General features: G+C 62.5%; 19 protein-coding genes. 8 read left to right on the forward strand and 11 right to left on the reverse strand.

The genetic code is table 11. The annotated features are described in order from the left end of the window. Window positions 1-19 precede the first annotated feature (19 nt). The 5 genes from hemB to G3A50_RS20915 all read left to right on the forward strand — a co-directional run bounded on the left by hemB (window position 20) and on the right by G3A50_RS20915 (window position 5,097). Window positions 20-1,081, forward strand: a complete 1,062-nt coding sequence (gene hemB / locus G3A50_RS20895) for a porphobilinogen synthase (protein ID WP_163077030.1) — start codon at window positions 20-22, stop codon at window positions 1,079-1,081. Between the two features lie 19 nt (window positions 1,082-1,100). Beyond that, window positions 1,101-2,441 carry a branched-chain amino acid ABC transporter permease gene (locus G3A50_RS20900; protein WP_163077031.1) on the forward strand — a complete coding sequence of 447 codons (1,341 nt, stop codon included), beginning with the start codon at window positions 1,101-1,103 and terminating at the stop codon, window positions 2,439-2,441. An 8-nt stretch (window positions 2,442-2,449) separates the two neighbouring features. Beyond that, window positions 2,450-3,676: a threonine ammonia-lyase gene (locus tag G3A50_RS20905; protein WP_163077032.1), complete on the forward strand. Its 1,227-nt coding sequence runs from the start codon at window positions 2,450-2,452 to the stop codon at window positions 3,674-3,676. Window positions 3,677-3,743: 67 nt separating this feature from the next. Further along, a complete protein-coding gene (locus G3A50_RS20910) occupies window positions 3,744-4,259 on the forward strand; it encodes an RDD family protein (RefSeq protein WP_163077033.1) in 516 nt (171 codons plus the stop codon). Window positions 4,260-4,344: 85 nt separating this feature from the next. Beyond that, on the forward strand, window positions 4,345-5,097 hold the full coding sequence (locus G3A50_RS20915) for an arginyltransferase (protein WP_163077034.1): 753 nt from the start codon (window positions 4,345-4,347) through the stop codon (window positions 5,095-5,097). 6 nt (window positions 5,098-5,103) lie between these two features. On the opposite strand, the gene parC is transcribed toward G3A50_RS20915, so the two are convergent. Beyond that, entirely contained in the window at window positions 5,104-7,338 is a 2,235-nt protein-coding gene (parC, locus tag G3A50_RS20920) for a DNA topoisomerase IV subunit A (RefSeq protein WP_163077035.1), read from the reverse strand. Between the two features lie 329 nt (window positions 7,339-7,667). On the opposite strand from parC, the gene G3A50_RS20925 reads away from it, so the two are divergent. Next, complete coding sequence (locus G3A50_RS20925) at window positions 7,668-7,961, forward strand: hypothetical protein (protein WP_163077036.1); 294 nt, start codon at window positions 7,668-7,670, stop codon at window positions 7,959-7,961. Here the strand turns inward: G3A50_RS20925 and recO are convergent. The 10 genes from recO to rpoZ all read right to left on the reverse strand — a co-directional run bounded on the left by recO (window position 7,955) and on the right by rpoZ (window position 16,987). Next, window positions 7,955-8,686 carry a DNA repair protein RecO gene (gene recO / locus G3A50_RS20930; RefSeq protein WP_163077037.1) on the reverse strand — a complete coding sequence of 244 codons (732 nt, stop codon included), beginning with the start codon at window positions 8,684-8,686 and terminating at the stop codon, window positions 7,955-7,957. The two genes, G3A50_RS20925 and recO, sit on opposite strands and share 7 nt — an antisense overlap. A gap of 16 nt (window positions 8,687-8,702) precedes the next feature. Next, window positions 8,703-9,635, reverse strand: coding sequence for a GTPase Era (gene era, locus G3A50_RS20935; RefSeq protein WP_163077038.1), 933 nt, complete (start codon window positions 9,633-9,635; stop codon window positions 8,703-8,705). After that, complete coding sequence (rnc, locus tag G3A50_RS20940) at window positions 9,632-10,351, reverse strand: ribonuclease III (protein ID WP_163077956.1); 720 nt, start codon at window positions 10,349-10,351, stop codon at window positions 9,632-9,634. Before rnc ends, era begins: the two co-directional genes overlap by 4 nt. Continuing rightward, entirely contained in the window at window positions 10,348-11,103 is a 756-nt protein-coding gene (lepB, locus tag G3A50_RS20945) for a signal peptidase I (protein ID WP_163077039.1), read from the reverse strand. Before lepB ends, rnc begins: the two co-directional genes overlap by 4 nt. Before the next feature lie 125 nt (window positions 11,104-11,228). Beyond that, a complete protein-coding gene (gene acpS / locus G3A50_RS20950; RefSeq protein ID WP_163077040.1) occupies window positions 11,229-11,639 on the reverse strand; it encodes a holo-ACP synthase in 411 nt (136 codons plus the stop codon). Between the two features lie 7 nt (window positions 11,640-11,646). After that, window positions 11,647-12,417 (reverse strand): pyridoxine 5'-phosphate synthase, encoded by a 771-nt coding sequence (locus G3A50_RS20955; protein WP_163077041.1) that lies wholly within the window; start codon window positions 12,415-12,417, stop codon window positions 11,647-11,649. 5 nt (window positions 12,418-12,422) lie between these two features. Continuing rightward, complete coding sequence (gene pyrE, locus G3A50_RS20960) at window positions 12,423-13,016, reverse strand: orotate phosphoribosyltransferase (RefSeq protein ID WP_163077042.1); 594 nt, start codon at window positions 13,014-13,016, stop codon at window positions 12,423-12,425. 100 nt (window positions 13,017-13,116) lie between these two features. After that, window positions 13,117-13,953: a transglutaminase-like domain-containing protein gene (locus G3A50_RS20965; RefSeq protein WP_163077043.1), complete on the reverse strand. Its 837-nt coding sequence runs from the start codon at window positions 13,951-13,953 to the stop codon at window positions 13,117-13,119. 283 nt (window positions 13,954-14,236) lie between these two features. Next, complete coding sequence (locus tag G3A50_RS20970; protein WP_163077044.1) at window positions 14,237-16,444, reverse strand: RelA/SpoT family protein; 2,208 nt, start codon at window positions 16,442-16,444, stop codon at window positions 14,237-14,239. 153 nt (window positions 16,445-16,597) lie between these two features. Next, window positions 16,598-16,987, reverse strand: coding sequence for a DNA-directed RNA polymerase subunit omega (rpoZ, locus tag G3A50_RS20975; RefSeq protein ID WP_163077045.1), 390 nt, complete (start codon window positions 16,985-16,987; stop codon window positions 16,598-16,600). Window positions 16,988-17,243: 256 nt separating this feature from the next. Between rpoZ and G3A50_RS20980 the strand changes: the two genes are divergently transcribed. Then, the gene (locus G3A50_RS20980; RefSeq protein WP_163077046.1) at window positions 17,244-17,858 is read left to right on the forward strand and encodes a LabA-like NYN domain-containing protein; all 615 of its coding nucleotides are present in this window, start codon (window positions 17,244-17,246) and stop codon (window positions 17,856-17,858) included. Between the two features lie 8 nt (window positions 17,859-17,866). After that, on the forward strand, window positions 17,867-18,535 hold the full coding sequence (locus G3A50_RS20985) for a uracil-DNA glycosylase (protein WP_163077047.1): 669 nt from the start codon (window positions 17,867-17,869) through the stop codon (window positions 18,533-18,535).

An 18,535-nucleotide genomic window follows, 5' to 3' on the forward strand; every position in this document is an offset into this window, starting at 1 on the left:
GGCCCTGCGAGCCTTGCACATGACGATTCCCTTCGCCCGTCCGCGTCCCGTTTCGCCCGAGCCCGTCACCCGGCCGGACGTGTCCTCCAGGCTGGATCTGGTGCAGCGCCCCCGTCGCAACCGCAAATCCGAATGGGCGCGTCAGCTGATGCGCGAGAACACGCTCACCGTGGCCGATCTGATCTGGCCGGTGTTCGTGATGGACGGCGCCGAGGCGCGCGCCCCGGTCGGCTCGATGCCGGGCGTCGAGCGGCTCTCGGTCGATCAGGCGGTGCGCGATGCCGAACGTGCGGCGAGCCTTGGCATCCCCGCCATCGCGCTGTTTCCCTACACCGATCCGAGCCTGCGCTCGGCGGATGGCGCGGAGGCGCTCAATAGCGACAATCTGGTGTGCCGCGCGCTGCGTGCCATCAAGGACGCGGTGCCGGAAATCGGGCTGATCACCGACGTCGCGCTCGATCCCTATACCAGCCACGGCCATGACGGGCTGCTGGACGGCGATGGCCGCATTCTGAACGACGAGACCGTCGCGGTGCTGGTCGAGCAGGCGCTGGTCCAGGCGGATGCGGGGGCGGACGTGATCGCCCCGTCGGATATGATGGACGGGCGCGTCGGCGCCATCCGTCGCGCCATCGACAGCGCCGGCTTCCTCGACGCGCAGATCCTCGCCTACAGCGCGAAATACGCCTCGGCCTTCTACGGCCCGTTCCGCGACGCGGTCGGGTCCTCGGGCTGCCTCACCGGCGACAAGCGCACCTATCAGATGGACCCCGCCAACGGCATGGAAGCGCTGCGCGAGGCGGCGCTCGACATCGAGGAAGGCGCGGACATGCTGATGGTGAAGCCCGGCATGCCCTATCTCGACATTCTCTGGCGTCTGAAAGAGAGCTTTGGCCTGCCGACCTTCGCCTATCAGGTCTCTGGCGAGTACGCGATGATCGAAGCCGCCGCCCGCAATGGCTGGCTCGACGGCGAGAAGGCGATGATGGAAAGCCTGATGGCGTTCAAGCGTGCCGGCGCCGACGGAATCCTCACCTATTTCGCGCCCCGCGTGGCTGAGAAGCTTGCTCGCGCCGTGTGATCGCCCGCAGGCACCCGACATGCTCGGACGCATCGTCCGCACTGGCCTGATCGTCCTCCCCATCGTCCTCATCGGCCTCTTGCTTTCGGGCTGCGGATCGGTGATCGACGCCGATCAGGCGCGCATCTGCCGGGCCATCCCCGAAGCGCTGAATCAGGACGGCGCGGCGATCACCGAAACCTCGCTCTCACCGGTGCCGGGCCAGCCCACGGCCCTGCGTCTGGCCTATCGGCTGCGCATCGGCGACATGATGCTGGCGCGCTGGATCGTCTGCGAATTCGCCGCGCAATCCGGCGTCGGGCGCTTCAACCTCGTCGGCGTCACCACCGATCGCGGGCCGTTGAGCGGCGTCAAGCTGTTGATCCTAAAGCGTTGGTGGCTCGAAGATATTCGCGTCGAACAGGGCTTCGCGCCGCTGTTCCATCTCGGCCCCCACGCAGCCTACTGGCTCCAGCAGGCCCTGAACGGCATGGTGCTGGCGGGCGTCTACGGACTGATCGCCACCGGCTTCGCGCTGATCTACGGGCTGGTCGGACGCATCAATTTCGCCTTCGGCGAGATCGCCGTCGCGGGCGGGGTGAACACGTTGATTCTCGTCGGCGTCAGCACGTTCTTCGGACGACTGAGCGGCCCGATCCTTGCCCTCGCCCTGTTCGCCGGTATAGCCGCCGCCGCCCTCCTCAGCTGGACCGCCGGCCGCACCATAGTCCTCCCCCTCGCCACCCGCTCCCGAGCCCCCCAGACGACATTGATCGGCACTTTGGCACTTGCAATCGTGCTCAGCGAGCTTATCCGGCTGACCGCACCGGATCGCCTTAACTGGTTGCCCGCGCTTCTGAATCGCCCGCTTTACCTCGCAGGTGCGGAGAGCTTCGTGGCCACGGTGACACCCGCCCAGCTTCTGGGTGCCGGGCTCGCCATGTCGGGGGCATCACTGCTTCTTGGCTTGATGACGTTCTCGAATTTTGGACGCTCCTGGCGCGCCCACGCCGAGGATCCACTGATGGCGGCGATGCTTGGCGTGCCGATTCCGCTTCTGCGCTCGCTGACATTCATCATCGCCGGAGCGTCGGCGGGGCTGGCAGGCGCCGTGGTTGTGGTAGCCTATGGCACGATCCAGGCCGGCGACGGCCTTTCCCTTACGCTCAAGGCCTTGATTTCGGCAATTATTGGCGGCATTGGCTCCGTGCCGGGTGCGTTTCTTGGCGCCGCCCTCGTTGCCGGCGTTGAAATCGTGTGGTCCTCGGCGTTCGACATCGCGTATCGCGACGTGGTGACCTATTCTCTCCTGGCGGCATTTCTCATGCTGAGACCTGGAGGGCTCCTCAATCGTGCGGCGCCGTCGCCGCGAGAATTCTGAGCATTTTGATGACCTTGCCCGTTTCCCCCGCCGATGTTGCCGCCGCCCGCGAAGTGATCGCCGGCGCCGTGCTGCGCACGCCCACGCTTCCGGCGCCGCGCCTTTCGGCGATTACGGGCGCGCATGTTTTCGTGAAATACGAGAACCTGCAGGTCACCGCCAGCTTCAAGGAGCGGGGCGCGCTGGTGAAGCTTGCCAGCTTATCGCCGCAGGAGCGGGCGTCAGGCGTCGTCGCAATGTCTGCTGGCAACCATGCACAGGCGGTGGCGTACCACGCCGCACGGCTGGGCATCCGCGCCACCATCGTGATGCCCAAGCATACCCCCATGGTCAAGGTGGCGGCCACCGAGGCGCACGGCGCACGTGTCGTGCTGCACGGCGAGTCGGTGGGAGACGCCAGCGAGGAAGCCGACCGCATCGCCCGGAATGAAGGCCTTGTCTGGGTGCACCCTTACGACGATCCTCATGTCATCGCCGGTCAGGGTTCCATCGCCTGCGAAATGCTTGAAGACGCTCCAGAACTCGACGCGCTCCTGGTGCCGGTCGGCGGCGGCGGGTTGATTTCGGGAATGGCGGTGGCTGCACGGGACATGCGTCCCGACATCGAGATCGTCGGCGTGGAAACCACGCTGTACCCCTCGATGTGGAACGCGCTCCACCAGCAAAACCGCCCCTGCGTCGGCGCCACACTCGCCGAAGGCATCGCCGTCAAGGAAGCCGGAGCCCTGACCCGAGAGATCGTGTCGGCACTGGTTTCAGACGTGGTTCTGGTCGATGAACCCACCTTCGAGCGGGCCGTAAATCTGTTCCTCACCCAGCAGAAGACGCTGGCCGAGGGCGCGGGCGCGGCAGGGCTGGCTGAACTTCTTGCCCAGCCCGATCGCTATCGTGGCCGCAACGTCGGCCTTGTCGTCTCGGGCGGCAATATCGATCCTCGCATGGTGGCCTCGATCATGATGCGCGAGCTGGAGCGTGAGGAACGCATTGTCAGCTTCCGCTTTTCCATGCTCGATCGCCCCGGCGAGCTCGGCATCATTGCTTCGCTTCTTGGCGGCCTTGGTGCCAACATTCTCGAGGTCGAGCACAAGCGGCACTTCCTCGACGTGCACGCGAAGGGGGCCCGGCTCGACGTCACGGTCGAGACCCGCGACCGCGCCCATGCCGATGAAGTGCAGCGCGTTCTGCTCGCCGAAGGCATGGATGTCGTTCGTATCGATTGGCGCACCGCCGGCTGAGGGAGGCAACGGCCCCTTGTGCTTGGGCGTTTTGCCTCCAATCTGAAAGGAAGCGCAGGAGCTGCCCATGTCCGACACCTTTTATGGCGAGCCCAAACCTTACGCGATCGACCCCTACGCAGAGCCCGAATATTTCGAGGGCGTGCTGTGGCGCCGTACTCTTGCCTTCCTGATTGATGCGGTCATCGTGATCGTGCCGATCATCGCCGCATCGATCGCGATTTTCGTGTTTGGCTTCCTTACCTTGGGACTTGGCTGGTATCTGTTCGGACTACTCAGCCCGGCCTATGTGATCTGGGCGTTGGCCTATACCGGCCTGACGCTTGGCGGATCGCAGTCCGCGACGATCGGTATGCGGGCGATGGGGCTCGAGATGCGGTTGTGGCATGGCGCGCCGATGTACCCCTTGCTTGCCGTGCTCAGCATCGTACTGTTCTGGGTATCGGTAAGCGTGCTCACGCCGCTCGTGGTGGTCGTGGGTCTGTTCAATGCCCGCAAGCGCCTTTTGCACGACTTGGTTCTGGGCACGGTGGTGACCAACACCGAAGAACGCGTCGCGGCAATACGCGGGTACCGTCCTTGAACTATTTCCACCCGAGGCCTGTGGCAGCATTTGACGCGGGCTGTGGCTCTGGCAATCTCTGAGTCTGGCTGACCACAAAGCGACCGTGACAGAGCACCCGCGCGATACACCGCAGTTCTACCTGACGGCCCCCTCCCCCTGCCCGTACCTCCCGGGCCGTGAGGAACGGAAGGTGTTCACCCATCTCGTCGGCGAGCGGGCGACGCAGCTCAACGACGTGCTTACCCATGGCGGATTTCGTCGCAGCCAGTCTATCGCCTATAGACCGGCCTGCGAGCATTGCCGGGCCTGTGTGTCCGTCAGAATCTGCGTCGATGAATTTCAAGACGCGCGCAGCTTCCGTCGCGTGCGCCAGATCAATGCCGATCTGATTGGAGATATGCGCGCCGCAGTCCCGACCGCGGAGCAATATTCGCTCTTCCGCGCCTATCTCGACAGCCGCCACAGCGATGGGGGCATGGCTGACATGACCGTGCTTGATTACGCCATGATGGTCGAGGACAGCCATGTACGTACCCGCCTGATCGAATATCGCCCGCGCGGTCCGGACACCGCAATCAACGGGCGGGGACAGGGCGGGCTGTACGCGGTCGCGTTGACCGACGTTCTCGCGGACGGGCTGTCGATGGTCTATTCGTTCTACGAGCCCGACGAGCCAGGACGGTCCATCGGCACCTACATGATCCTGGACCACGTCACCAAGGCGCGTCAGATGGGGTTGCCCTACGTCTATCTGGGCTACTGGGTCGATGGCTCCGACAAGATGGACTACAAGCGCCGGTTCCTGCCTCAGGAGCGCCTTATGCCCGCAGGCTGGGAGCGCGTGGAAGCGGGCTGAGGCACCTCACCCGAATCTGTTGTTCCTCGGGAAGCCCTTTGGCGGCAGCCGGCCGGCACTCGCACGATCCCCCTTCCATTCCGTCAGGTCGGCGACGGTCCAGTTTCGGCCGGAGGTGTCGGTCCAGGTGAGGCCATCCGCAAGGGTAAATACCTTGATGTCGCTAAGGCCACCATCCTTGTAGCGCTGCAGCCGCACACCGCGACCTCGCACCATCTCCGGCACCTGGTTCAGCGGGAAAATGAGCAGTTTGCGGTTTTCGCCGATCACCGCGACGGTGTCGCCATTGGCCGGAACAACCTTGGTGGCATCCTGCGCGTCGACGCCCAGCACCTGCTTACCCTTGCGGGTATTGGCGAGGCAGTCGTCCTCGTTGACAACAAAGCCACGCCCTTCCTTGGCCACCACCAGGAGCTTCCGTGCCCCCTGATAGGGCAGCACATCGACGATATCGGCTTCCTGCTCAAGATCGATAGACAGGCGCAGTGGCTCGCCATGGCCACGGCCGCCGGGCAGCTTGGAGGCATCAAGCGTGTAGAAGCGGCCGTTGCTGGCAAACACCAGCAGCTTGGAGGTGGTCTCCGCATGGAAGGAGAGCTTGAGCGCGTCGTCACCCTTGAAGACCAGCGTCGACAGGTCGGCCACGTGGCCCTTCAGCGCCCGCACCCAGCCCTTTTCAGACACCACCACCGTAATTGGCTCGCGCTCCACCAGCGCTTCGATCACGGCCCCGACATTGTGCACGCTGGCCTCGCCGAAAGTGGTGCGACGCCGGCCGAGAGCCGTGTCCGGTCCAAACATCTTGCGGGTATCGCCAAGCTGCCGGGCGACCGTCTTCCACTGCTTGTCCTCCGAGGAAAGCAGCTTCTCCAGACCGTCCTTCTCCTTCGAGAGCTTGTCGTGCTCCTTGCGGATCTCGAACTCCTCTAGCCGCCGCAAGCTGCGCAGCCGCATGTTCAGGATCGCCTCGGCCTGAACATCGCTCAGCTCGAATCGCGCCATCAGCACGGGCTTGGGCTCATCCTCCTCGCGGATGATCCGGATCACCTCGTCGAGATTGAGATAGGCAATGAGATAGCCGCCGAGGACCTCGAGCCGATGTTCAATCTCCGCCAGACGATGGCGAGAGCGGCGCAGAAGCACTTCGCGACGGTGGTCGACCCACTCGCGCAGGGCCTCGCCGAGGCTGACCACCTTAGGCACCAACCCGCCAACCAGCACGTTCATGTTGAGCGGGAACCGGACTTCGAGTTCCGTGAGCCGGAACAGACTCTCCATCAGCAGATCAGCGTCGACATTGCGCGCCCGCGGCTCCAGCACGACGCGTACATCCTCGGCGGACTCGTCTCGGACATCGGCGAGCAGCGGCAGCTTCTTCTCGTTGAGAAGATCCGCCATCTTCTCGATCAGGCGTGACTTGGCGACGCCGTACGGGATCTCCGTGACCACGACGACATAGGTGCCGCGGCCGGTGTCTTCCTTTTCCCAGCGCGCGCGCAGGCGGAAACCACCACGCCCCGTCGCATAGGCATCGGCCATCGAGGATGGTGATTCAATGATCACGCCGCCGGTGGGGAAATCCGGCCCTTTGACGAACTTCAGCAGGTCGTCCGTCGTCGCCTGAGGGTTCTCGATCAGGTGGAGACTGGCGTCGATCAGTTCGGCGGCATTATGCGGAGGGATGGACGTCGCCATTCCCACGGCGATGCCCGTCGATCCGTTCGCGAGCAGATTCGGGAACGCGCCGGGCATGACGACGGGCTCTTCCGTCGTGCCGTCATAGTTCGGACGGAAATCGACCGCGTCCTCGTCGATGCCGTCGAGGATCAGCCGCGCGACCTCCGTCAGCCGGGCTTCGGTGTAGCGCTCGGCGGCAGCGTTATCGCCATCGATATTGCCAAAATTGCCCTGCCCGTCGACCAACGGGTAGCGCTGCGCGAAGTCCTGTGCGAGGCGGACCATGGCATCGTAAATCGCCATGTTGCCGTGCGGATGGAACGAACCCATCACATCGCCGACAATCTTTGCGCTCTTGCGGAAGCCGCCGCCTGGATCCAGCCGCAGCAAGCGCATGCCATAAAGAATGCGCCGATGCACAGGCTTCAGTCCATCACGGGCATCCGGCAATGCGCGGTGCATGATGGTCGAGAGCGCATAGGCAAGGTAGCGCTCTTCAAGCGCCGCCTTCAGCCCGATCGGTTCGATCGCGCCATCATCCGTCGGAATCGGTCCCTCACCCATAGCTTCTGGCTACAGGGAAGAACGTCCGGGAACAAGTCGCGAACGCGAACGCCGACTCAGCATTCACCGCTATTCGCCCAAGAGCCATACAAGAGGAGATTGAAAAATCTCCCGATGCAATCGACGCTGTGATCCGACCGCTGTCGCGAGGAGACGATGCGTCCAAGATTCTCTTTTTAAATCAATACGATGAAGAGGCATTCGGCGATGGGAAGCCGCAATGACGCTAGGGTATTGTCCGTATTCCAATAATATGAATTTCAAACTAATATGATACCAACAAGATTGGGAATAAGCCATCTGTTCCAATAAACAGTTGGGAGGCTGTCATGAGTTTGAGGACTGCTCTGGTCCTAGTTCATTCGACCATGATTCTCGCAGGAATTGCCAACGCAGATGCGGCTTCCATTCGCACCGGCACCAGCCCGAAAGTCGCACTGGCCGAACAAAGCCATACCGGATGGCAGAACATCTGCCGGGAACGTATCATCATTCGCCGCGACAGGGACGGTCGACTTGTTACCTTCCAGGCGCCGTCCTGCAGCTTGGTGTGGATTAGCAAACGCTACTACGCCAATGGAACCTACTACGCTGATCAAACCTTACTCCAGCCGATCTACTGATCGCTCGCCCGCCTCAGTGCGATCACGAGAGACTCCCGGGAGTCTGGCAGGGCGAGCCCGCGCGGTTCGAAGACGCGGCGCGCCAGGAAATGACCCGTGAGCGCGAAGGCAGCTTCGACGTCGCCGGCAGGTGGCGGTTCCGCGACCTCCCCAATTAGGAAGAACGGCAGGTCGAACAACTGCTGGCGCCAAGGCTTGCCGGCATCGCGACTGACCGCGCGCCCAGACTTGGGCGAGACATAGAGCAATTCGTTACGTCCACCCGTCGCCGCGCATCGCGTCAGGTCGAGACCGAAGCCAAGTTCGGCAAGCATCATCAGTTCGAAACGCGCGACCATCATGCCGGTCAGGCGCACGTCGCCCAGATGCTCCGTCATGGTCTCCAGAAACGCGTGCAGATCGGGGTGCGGATCCCGCTCAGGCAGAAGCCGTAACAGCGCCGTGATGTGTCCCAGCGCGAAGGCTGAATGCGCCTGCGCCATCAGGGCGCCGGCACGAGCGTTCGTCAACTCCAGGGTGAAGCTGCCCAGATGTTCGTCGAGCCGAGCCCGCCAGACCGCGCGCACGCTGTTTCCCGGCTGAAGTGTCGCGGCCTGTCGACGTGAGCCGCCACCTCTCACAATGCCCAGATGACGACCGTGCTCAAGCGTCAACAGCTCAATGATGGCGTTGGCCTCGCCGTGGCGACGCACTCCGATGATAACGCCCTCGTCGGTCCATTCCATGGAGCGGGCGCCGGCCTCACTCGGTTGGGGGGAAATCGAGGCCCATCTCGCGATAGCGCTCGGGATCGTCGGCCCAGTTCTCTCGCACCTTCACGAACAGGAACAGGTGAACGGGCGCCTCGACGATTTCGGCCAGTTCCAGCCGGGCGGCCGTCGAAATCGCCTTGATCGTGTCCCCGCCCTTGCCAAGGACAATCTTGCGCTGGCTTTCCCGCTCGACAAAGATGGTCTGCTCGATCCGTACCGAGCCGTCCTTGCGCTCCTGCCAGCTGTCAGTCTCAACGGTAGACCGGTAGGGCAGTTCCTCGTGAAGCCGGTGGAACAGCTTCTCCCGGGTGATTTCCGCCGCAAGCATGCGCATTGGCGCATCGGAAATCTGGTCTTCGGGATACAGCCAGGGCCCCAGCGGCAGCATCTGCGCCAGCCATTCACGCAGTTCGCCGAGCCCGTCGCCGGTGAGGGCCGATACCATGAACAACCGATCAAAGCTGATGCGCTCGGCAATGGCGGCAGCAAGCTCCAGCAAACTGTCGCGCTTAACCAGATCGACCTTATTCAGCAGAATCGCGCGGGGACGCCGAACATTGGCCAGCCCCTTGATGATCGCCTCCACCTCATCGTTCAAACCCACGCGGGCATCGATCAGCAGCACAACCGCATCCGCGTCGCCTACGCCACTCCACGCAGAACGCACCATGGCCTTCTCGAGCCGCCGCTTCGGCGCGAAGATGCCCGGCGTGTCCACGAGCACGATCTGCGTCGCGCCCTCAATGGCGATGCCGCGCACCAGGCTGCGCGTTGTTTGCACTTTGTGCGAGACGATCGACACCTTGGTTCCGACCAATGCATTGGTCAGCGTCGATTTGCCTGCATTCGGCGCACCGATCAGCGCCACGAAACCGCAGCGTGTCGCTTCCGGCATTTCGTTCGTGTCCGGCGTTTCGCTCATGAGGTCACCCGTTGGAGGAAAGCCGCAGCGGCGAGCTTCTGCGCGCCCTGTTTCGAAGTGCCATTGCCTTCGGCCGGCTCATGGCCCGGCACGTCGACGGCGATCCGGAATTCCGGATTATGATCGGGACCGGAACGTTCGACCAGCCGGTACGTCGGCGGCGGAAGTCCCCTCGCCTGCGCCCATTCCTGGAGAGCCGTCTTGGGGTCCCGCACGGATCCGCCCGGCGACTTGACGCGCGGTCGCCAGAATCGTTCGACCATCGCCTCGGCAGCTGGAAATCCACCATCGAGGTAAGCCGCCGCGAGCACGGACTCTGCGATGTCTGCAAGAATGGCACTGCGCTCGCGCCCACCAGAGCGCTCTTCGCCGGAGCCGAGCCGGATGTGCGGGGCAACCCCCATTGTCCGCGCAACCTCGGCACAGGCTTCCTCGCACACCATATCCGCGAGACGGCGGGAAAGCTCGCCTTCTTCAGCGTTGGGGAAGGCGCGATAGAGCATGTCCGAGACCACCAGCCCGAGAACATGATCGCCGAGGAATTCCAGCCTCTGGTACGAACGTACGCGCGCGCGCGATCCCTGAATCCCATTGATTGAACTGATATGGGTCAAGGCGAGTACGAGATGAGCCCGATCAGCAAAGCGATGCCCGAGCGCAGCTTCAAGCGCCTCGAGTCCCCGATCCTGGTCGACGCGGGAGGAGCCGCGCGTCATCGCACGAAGGAGAACAGGCGGTCCCAGCGCACGGTCCAGGGCCACTTCCAGAACTGCCAGGCAGGCTCTCCCTCCCTCACGGAGAAGAAGATCATCTGCGCACGACCGATCAGGTTCTCGTAGGGAACGTAGCCAACCTGACTGAGCACGCGGCTATCCGTCGAGTTGTCACGGTTGTCGCCCATCATGAAATAGTGGCCAGGCGGCACCTTGTAGACCGGCGTGTTGTCGTAAAAACCGTTATCGACAAGGTCGAGCGTGTAATAACTGACGCCGTTCGGCAACGTCTCGGTCCAGCGCTTCACACGCTGCACACGCCCGCCACCCTCATCGTCCATCCAATAGCCCGCGTCTTCGCGTTTAACCGCCGTGCCATTGATGTGCAGGACGCCATCGATCATCTGGATCTCGTCGCCCGGCAGGCCGATCACCCGCTTGATGTAGTCTGTGGCCTCGTCGCGCGGCAGCTTGAAGACGACAACATCGCCACGGTTCGGCGTGGAGCCGAGCAGACGCCCATCAAAGATGGGAGGCGAGAACGGGAAGGAAAACCGACTATAGCCGTAGCTGAACTTCGAGACGAAAAGATAATCGCCGACGAGCAGCGTTTCCTTCATCGAGCCGGACGGAATGTTGAACGGCTGAAACAGGAAGGTTCGGATGACGATGGCGATAAGAAACGCCTGAATGATGACCTTGACGGTCTCGCCGAGTCCGCCTTCCGTCTTCTTGGGTTCGGTGGTCGAGGTCATGTCGCCTTCCGTTACGCCCACTGGCGGCGACACGCGCCGCCCTACCGGGACTTTCCGGCTCCTATAGACGCTCCCCGCGCCTGCGGCAACGCGCGCTGGTCACGTTCGTTAGAGGTGACTAAGCGTCATACCCCGCCTGTGATCGGTACGGCGCTAATAATGACGAAGGCCTGAGCCAGCGGACCATCATCGGTTATCGTTAGGTCAATCCTCGCCTCGCAGCCCGGCGGGATGAGAGAATCGAGCCTTTCCTGGGCCCCGCCGGTGAGCTGCATGGTCGGCCGGCCGGACGGAAGGTTGACCACGCCCATATCGCGCCAGAACACGCCCTGCGACAGTCCGGTGCCCAAGGCCTTGGCGCAGGCTTCCTTGGCGGCGAAACGCTTTGCATAGCTTTCGGCGCGCCGCTTGCGTCGGTCGGATTTGGCGCGCTCGACGGGGGTGAAAACCCGCTCCAGGAAGCGCTCGCCGTGGCGCTCCAGCACCTCGGCGACGCGGCGTGCATCCGTGATATCCGAGCCGATCCCGATGATCATTGCGTTCTCATGCGACCTTTGAACAAAGCGCGCGACCGCGCGCCATGGCTTTGCGCATCTCGCGGATCGCAGCTTCCAGCCCACCGAAGATCGCTTCGCCGATCAGAAAATGGCCGATGTTGAGCTCCCGCACCTCAGACAGCTCGGAAATCCGCGCAGCCGTGGCAAAATCCAGCCCGTGGCCGGCGTGAACTTCGAGGCCGAGTTCGGTTGCCAGTCGAGCACTCGCGACCAACCGATTGAATTCAGCCTCGGCGGCCTCATGCTCTCCGTGCGCGATGAACTCGCACCAGGCGCCGGTGTGAAGTTCCACCACGGCAGCACCAATATCGGCAGCACGCGCGATCTGGTCAGCGTCCGGCGCGATGAACAGCGAGACCCGGATGCCGTTATGGCTCAGTCTCTCCACCTTGCGGGCGAGATCAATGCCGCCGCCAATCACATCAAGACCACCCTCGGTTGTGCGCTCCTCCCGACGCTCCGGCACGAGGCACGAGGCATGAGGTTTGATCTCGATCGCAAGCGCCACCATCTCTTCGGTCGCCGCCATCTCGAAGTTCAGCGGGATCTGCAACACGTCGCGCAAGCGCTTCATGTCAGAGTCGCGGATATGCCGACGATCCTCTCGCAGATGCGCCGTAATCCCATCGGCGCCCGCAGCCGCCGCGAGTTGAGCCGCGCGCACCGGATCGGGCATCGTTCCTCCGCGCGCGTTCCGCACGGTGGCGACATGGTCCACGTTCACGCCAAGGCGCAGCGGGGGAAGAATTGGGGTCATAGCCGTCAGGCCTTTGCGCCCTGGATACTGCGGCTGCCCGGCTTAACGGCCGGCAGCGCGGCAAGCTCCGGCGGCAGGCTGTCTGCCGGATAGGCCGGGATGTCGAGCTGAGCAAGAGCGACCAGTTTGACGCCCAGATCCGCCTTCCCGCCCGAACGGTCGATCAGGCAAGCGGCTCCAACGATGTTCCGGGTGTGCTCTGCAAGGGAGGCAAGACATTCGCGCGAGGAAAGCCCCGTGGTGACGATATCCTCGACCATCAGCACGCGCGCGTCTTCCGGGATCGCAAAGCCGCGACGGAGCTGGAACACGCCGTTCTCACGCTCGACGAAAACCGCTTTCGCGCCGAGCTGGCGCGCCGTCTCATAGCCCGGAACAATTCCGCCGATCGCGGGCGAGACCACGTAGTCGATCTTGCCAAACGCGGCTTCTGCCTTTTCAGCCAGCGCCTTGCATAACCGTGCCGTGCGGACCGGATCCTGGAAGATGAACATCTTCTGCAGGAAGACCGGGCTGCGAAGCCCCGAGGACAGGATAAAATGCCCCTCGAGCAATGCGCCCGCGTCTCGGAATTCGGCCAGTACGTCGTCCTGTGTCATCTCAGCGCCTGCGGAAGGGGTACGGATCGTCGTCGTGATAGCCGATCCTGTGTCGGCCGTCACGACCTACACTGCACTCGGACACTCCCATTCCGGCCGTTTACGCAACCGCGCGCTGCTCCGCGACCTCGTCTGTCCAGACCTCAAAGCCGCCGAGCCTGTGCGCCCCGAATGTGTTGACGATCGGCACATCCGTGGCGTCGCGGCCGCGCGCCATGACGATGCGCCCGACCCGGGGCCTGTTGTGTCGTGCGTCGAAAGTGTACCAACGGCCATCGAGATAGGCTTCGAACCACGCGCTGAAATCCATCGGTGCGGGATCGGCAGGCACCCCGATGTCGCCAAGATAGCCAGTGCAATAGCGCGCCGGAATGTTCATCGCTCGGCAGAAGGTGATCGCAAGGTGAGCGAAGTCACGGCATACGCCGCGCCCATCGCGCAGAGTCGCGGCGGCCGAGCGCGTGCAGTCTGCATGGGCATAGCCGAACGCAACATGGTCGTGAACGAAGTCACAAATGGCCTGAACACGCGACCAGCCCTCGGGAGTGTGGCCGAAAAGGCTCCACGCGTCGTTGCTCAGAAGATCCGTCTCGCAATAGCGGCTGCCCAGAAGAAATGTCATCGCCTCTTCGGGCAGATCCTCGATCGGACTCTGGCCAGCAAAGCCTGCGACAGCATCGTGAGCGCCGCTGTCATCAATCATCCCGTCCATTTCCAGCAGCGTGCGGCCAACCGGAAGCACAGCGCGGCGTCGGATATTGCCGAACATATCGAGGGCCCGGCTGCTTGCCACCGGCTCCCGGTTTTCATCGTGGATCAGAAACGGCGAGCTGATGATGATGTCAGTTGTACGCGAGGAATGCACATCGACAGCGAAACTGGTCGGTGTCGGCTGGGCGCAATCGAGCGCGATACGAAAGCCATAGCGAATCCGCATCGCGGATCACCTCCCGATAACATGAGTGAATTCGGTCGCTTCTTGCCGTTCGGCGTGATTTCATGGAGTAAGAAGAAGGCCCTGCCCTCTCGTACTCCCTCAATCCGGCCATAGGCGCGCGAACGGAACTCGATTACGGAGCGCCCTGATGTCGTCGGGACGAAGCAGCTCCAGAACTGAGGAGCCCAATCACATTCCCGTTTGGCATCGGACGGCTTCGCAATGCAGGCTGGCGTTCGTGCGCATTCGCTAGACAACGCGAGTTCCGCGTTGCGGTTCCGGCTTAGCCGTTGACGCGTTCGACAGTCGACACGACAGAGCGGGCTCTCAGATCGGCGATGATGCCGTTGAGGTGGCGGAGGTCATACACACCGATGTCGATGACCATCCGGGTAAAATCCGCGGACCGGGACGACATGTGCAGATTGTCGATATTGCCGTCGCGTTCGCCAATAACCTGCGCAACCTGTGCCAACGAGCCAGGTTCGTTGGTCGCGACGACGACAATCTGCACCGGGAAACGCTGGGGGGCATCCTCGTCAACGTCCCAGCGCACATCCAGCCAGCGCTCCGGCTCTTCTTCAAAGTCCTGAAGCGCGGGGGACTGGATCGGATAGATCGTGATCCCTTCGCCGGGCGAGAGAATGCCGACGATCCGGTCGCCTGGCACGGCACCGCCATTCGGTGCGAAGCGAACGGGAAGTTCCCGGTTGATCCCACGAATCGGAATAGCCGTCTTCGGATCGGGATCGTGCTCGATACCAGGGATCTTGAATTTCAGGCTCTGTCCCTGCTCCAGTTCGAACCAGCCCTCACCCTTCAGCGCAGCCTTCTCTTCCGGGCGCGGGCCGGTCCATTCCGGGTGGAGCGCCTTGACCACATCATCCGCGCGCATCTCACCGCGTCCCACGGCGGCGTAGACATCCTCAAGCGAGGTACGCGCCAATCGGCCGAGAGCGGAGGACAGCTTCTCCTCCGAGAATTGCTTGCCCGCTCGCGCTACGGCGCGCTCGACGATCTTTTTTCCAAGTCCTGCATATTGCGCGCGCACGGCGGCCCGAGTCGCCCGGCGAATGGCCGCGCGTGCCTTGCCGGTGACCACGATGGATTCCCATGCGGCCGGCGGTGTCTGTCCTTCCGCCGTAATGATCTCGACCTCGTCGCCATTCTGCAATTCCGAGACGAGCGGCGACACCTTCCCATTCACCTTGGAGCCAACCACGCGGTCGCCGACGCCTGTGTGGACGGCATAGGCGAAATCGATGGGAGTGGCGCGGCGCGGCAGGATGATCAACCGCCCCTTGGGGGTGAAACAGAAGACCTGATCGTGGAACAGCTCGAGCTTCGTATGCTCAAGAAATTCCTCAGGACTCGATCCTTCGGCGAGCAGCTCGATTGTGCGCCTTAGCCATGCATATGCGCTGGAATCGCGCGCGAGCACATCGTCAGCCCGGCTTGAGGCGTCCTTGTAGATCGCGTGCGCGGCAATGCCGTACTCCGCGATTTCGTGCATCGCACGGGTGCGAATCTGCAGTTCGACGCGTTGCCTGCCCGGGCCCACGACGGTGGTGTGAATGGAGCGGTAGTCGTTCTGCTTAGGGGTCGAGATATAGTCCTTGAAGCGCCCCGGAACGAGGGGCCATTTGGTATGCACGACGCCGAGGGCCCCGTAGCAATCCTCGACCGTCTCAACCAGTATCCGGAAGCCATAGATGTCGGAAAGCTGTTCGAAGGCGACCGATTTCTGCTCCATCTTTCGCCAGATCGAATAGGGACGCTTTTCACGCCCCTTCACAGCGGCGGAGATCCCCTTCTGGGCAACGGCTTCCGATAGCTCGCGTTCAATGGCCGCGACGAGCTCTCCATTATTTTCCTTCAAGGTCTGCAGTCGAACGCGGATCGATTCATACGCCTCAGAGGAAAGCTGGCGGAACGACAGATCCTCCAGCTCCTCGCGCATGTCATGCATGCCCATGCGACCTGCCAGTGGGGCATAGATGTCCAGTGTTTCTTGGGCAACCCGGTTGCGCTTTTCCTCAGGCACCCATTTCAGGGTTCGCATGTTGTGCAAACGATCGGCGAGCTTGACCAGCAGCACGCGGACATCGTCGGCAATCGCGAGCAGGAGCTTGCGCAGGTTTTCCGCCTGCTTCGCTTGCTTGGACACAAGATCAAGTTTCTTGATCTTTGTCAGGCCCTCGACAAGCGCACCAATCTGAGCACCGAAAATACGGTCGATCTCGTCGCGCGTGGCGTCAGTATCTTCAATCGTGTCGTGAAGCAGGGCAGCGACGATGGTGGCATCGTCGAGCTTCAGGTCCGTCAAGATGGCCGCGACTTCGAGCGGATGGGAGAAATACGGGTCGCCGGAGGCGCGCTTCTGCGTGCCGTGCGCACGCATGGCATAGACATAGGCGCGATCGAGGAGCGCCTCGTCGGTATTGGGATTATACCGGCGCACGCGCTCGACGAGCTCGTACTGCCGCATCATGACAGGGACTCGCGAAACAAGACGACCGCTACGGCCGTTTCGCTAGATATCGTTCGCCACGCCCTTGAGGCAAGCCGCAAGGGCGGGTTTCTGTCCAGAAACACGAACGGCCCGACTTTCGCCGGGCCGTTTGACGTTCAATGGAAGAAAGGTTCAGCCTTCCTCGTCGTCGCTCGGCTCGGGCGGGACAAGGCCCTGAAGGCCAGCAAGCAGCTCTTCTTCGGTCATGCGGTCGAGCATGATCTCGGAATCGTCGACGCCCTGAGAGTTGCCAGACGCGATCATCGGCACCGTCTCCGGCTCCGGCTCGTCCACCTCAGTAAACTTCTGAAGCGAGTGGATCAGCTCCTCGCGCAGATCTTCCGGCGAGATCGTCTGGTCTGCGATCTCGCGCAGAGCGACGACCGGATTCTTGTCGTTGTCGCGATCAATGGTGATCGGCGAACCGGAAGCGATTGTGCGGGCACGATGGCCCGCGAGAAGAACGAGCTCGAAGCGATTGTCGACCTTGTCGATGCAATCCTCGACGGTGACGCGGGCCATGCCTCGGCACTCCTGTCGGTGTAATCGGGGAAGAGCGTGCATTTAAACCAATGCGTACAAGAGAGCAAGTCGCTCGCTTGCGTACCAGAATACCCCATCCGCCCCAACTGTGAATTTGTCGGCCTGCGTCGGCTTCCCCGCCTCACCGTAGCCAAAAATGCGCTATGTCTGTCAGCGGGGCGTTGATTTCTTCGTCAGGAGTGGCGGAGAGGATGGACTGTTTAGGAGTCACGTATTGCCCACTTCGGTTCAGGGTATGGAAAAGATCGCTCTTTTCATTGACGGCGCCAATCTTTATTCCGCGACCAAGTCGCTCGGATTTGATATCGACTACAAGCGCCTCCTCAAGGAGTTTCAATCTCGCGGATACGTTCTTCGTGCTTTTTACTATACTACATTAGTCGAAGACACTGAGTATTCATCCATCCGCCCTCTTCTGGACTGGCTGGACTATAATGGATACTCCGTTGTGACAAAGCCGGCGCGCGAATTCACAGACAATCTTGGTCGCCGCCGTGTGCGTGGCAACATGGATATCGAGTTGGCGGTCAACGCCATGGAACTCGCCTCCCATGTCGATCACATCGTGATCTTCTCGGGCGACGGCGACTTCCGCTCGCTGGTCGAAGCGATCCAGCGGAAGGGAGTGCGCGTCAGCGTCGTCTCCAGCGTCCACAGCCAGCCTCCGATGATTGCCGACGAATTGCGCAGGCAGGCGGATGTCTTCATCGATCTGGTGGACCTCCAGAGCCGAGTCGGACGCGACCCTGCCGAACGCTCCAACCGGCTTCAGGAGACACCACGTTTTCTGGAGCGCCGCACTGCGCCGGTTGCCAGCGATGATGATGACGACGACGAGACGGACTCCTGACACCGCTCATGGCACTCGCCTCTGCTACACCCTCGCCAACGGCTGCCGAACCGCCGCGGAACTGCCCGCTCTGCCCACGCCTCGTGTCCTTTCGGGAGACGTGGCGTGCGGCAGAGCCGAGCTGGAACAATGCTCCGGTGCCTTCCTTCGGGCCCCAGGACGGGCGGTTACTGATCGTTGGCCTCGCCCCGGGACTACGTGGCGCCAACCGCACCGGACGCCCCTTCACGGGGGACTACGCCGGGGAGCTTCTGTACGACACGCTGATCAGGTTCGGTTTCGCAACGGGGCGCTTCGAGGCGCGGCCTGATGACACTTTACGTCTCGTCGATGCCCGTCTCACCAACGCGGTGCGCTGCGTCCCGCCCGAGAACAAGCCGACAACGGAGGAAATGCGCACATGCCGTCCATTCCTCGCGGCGACCATCGGACTGCTGCCGCGCCTCAGCGCGATCGTCGCACTGGGCAAGATTGCCCATGACCAGGTTCTCGCTGCGCACGGAGAGAAGCTCAGTCATCACAAATTCGGGCATGGCGCGGTGCATCGGATCGGCGATCTTACGCTCTTCGACAGCTATCATTGCTCTCGATACAACACCAACACGGGCGTCCTGACGCCTGCAATGTTCCATGCCGTCTTCGCCAAAGTGCGCGCACACATCGACGCTCTGGCCTAG

Source organism: Ancylobacter pratisalsi (assembly GCF_010669125.1).
GTDB lineage: Bacteria > Pseudomonadota > Alphaproteobacteria > Rhizobiales > Xanthobacteraceae > Ancylobacter > Ancylobacter pratisalsi.

Excerpts from the sequence above, each read along its gene's own strand:
- recO (WP_163077037.1), bottom strand. The coding sequence starts at position 8,686 with ATGGAATGGACCGACGAGGGCGTTATCATCGGAGTGCGTCGCCACGGC.
- G3A50_RS20900 (WP_163077031.1), top strand. The coding sequence starts at position 1,101 with ATGCTCGGACGCATCGTCCGCACTGGCCTGATCGTCCTCCCCATCGTC.
- G3A50_RS20910 (WP_163077033.1), top strand. The coding sequence starts at position 3,744 with ATGTCCGACACCTTTTATGGCGAGCCCAAACCTTACGCGATCGACCCC.
- parC (WP_163077035.1), bottom strand. The coding sequence starts at position 7,338 with ATGGGTGAGGGACCGATTCCGACGGATGATGGCGCGATCGAACCGATC.
- rnc (WP_163077956.1), bottom strand. The coding sequence starts at position 10,351 with ATGACGCGCGGCTCCTCCCGCGTCGACCAGGATCGGGGACTCGAGGCG.
- G3A50_RS20925 (WP_163077036.1), top strand. The coding sequence starts at position 7,668 with ATGAGTTTGAGGACTGCTCTGGTCCTAGTTCATTCGACCATGATTCTC.
- pyrE (WP_163077042.1), bottom strand. The coding sequence starts at position 13,016 with ATGACACAGGACGACGTACTGGCCGAATTCCGAGACGCGGGCGCATTG.
- G3A50_RS20965 (WP_163077043.1), bottom strand. The coding sequence starts at position 13,953 with ATGCGGATTCGCTATGGCTTTCGTATCGCGCTCGATTGCGCCCAGCCG.
- hemB (WP_163077030.1), top strand. The coding sequence starts at position 20 with ATGACGATTCCCTTCGCCCGTCCGCGTCCCGTTTCGCCCGAGCCCGTC.
- G3A50_RS20970 (WP_163077044.1), bottom strand. The coding sequence starts at position 16,444 with ATGATGCGGCAGTACGAGCTCGTCGAGCGCGTGCGCCGGTATAATCCC.
- era (WP_163077038.1), bottom strand. The coding sequence starts at position 9,635 with ATGAGCGAAACGCCGGACACGAACGAAATGCCGGAAGCGACACGCTGC.
- G3A50_RS20955 (WP_163077041.1), bottom strand. The coding sequence starts at position 12,417 with ATGACCCCAATTCTTCCCCCGCTGCGCCTTGGCGTGAACGTGGACCAT.
- G3A50_RS20980 (WP_163077046.1), top strand. The coding sequence starts at position 17,244 with ATGGAAAAGATCGCTCTTTTCATTGACGGCGCCAATCTTTATTCCGCG.
- G3A50_RS20985 (WP_163077047.1), top strand. The coding sequence starts at position 17,867 with ATGGCACTCGCCTCTGCTACACCCTCGCCAACGGCTGCCGAACCGCCG.
- rpoZ (WP_163077045.1), bottom strand. The coding sequence starts at position 16,987 with ATGGCCCGCGTCACCGTCGAGGATTGCATCGACAAGGTCGACAATCGC.
- lepB (WP_163077039.1), bottom strand. The coding sequence starts at position 11,103 with ATGACCTCGACCACCGAACCCAAGAAGACGGAAGGCGGACTCGGCGAG.
- G3A50_RS20905 (WP_163077032.1), top strand. The coding sequence starts at position 2,450 with ATGACCTTGCCCGTTTCCCCCGCCGATGTTGCCGCCGCCCGCGAAGTG.
- acpS (WP_163077040.1), bottom strand. The coding sequence starts at position 11,639 with ATGATCATCGGGATCGGCTCGGATATCACGGATGCACGCCGCGTCGCC.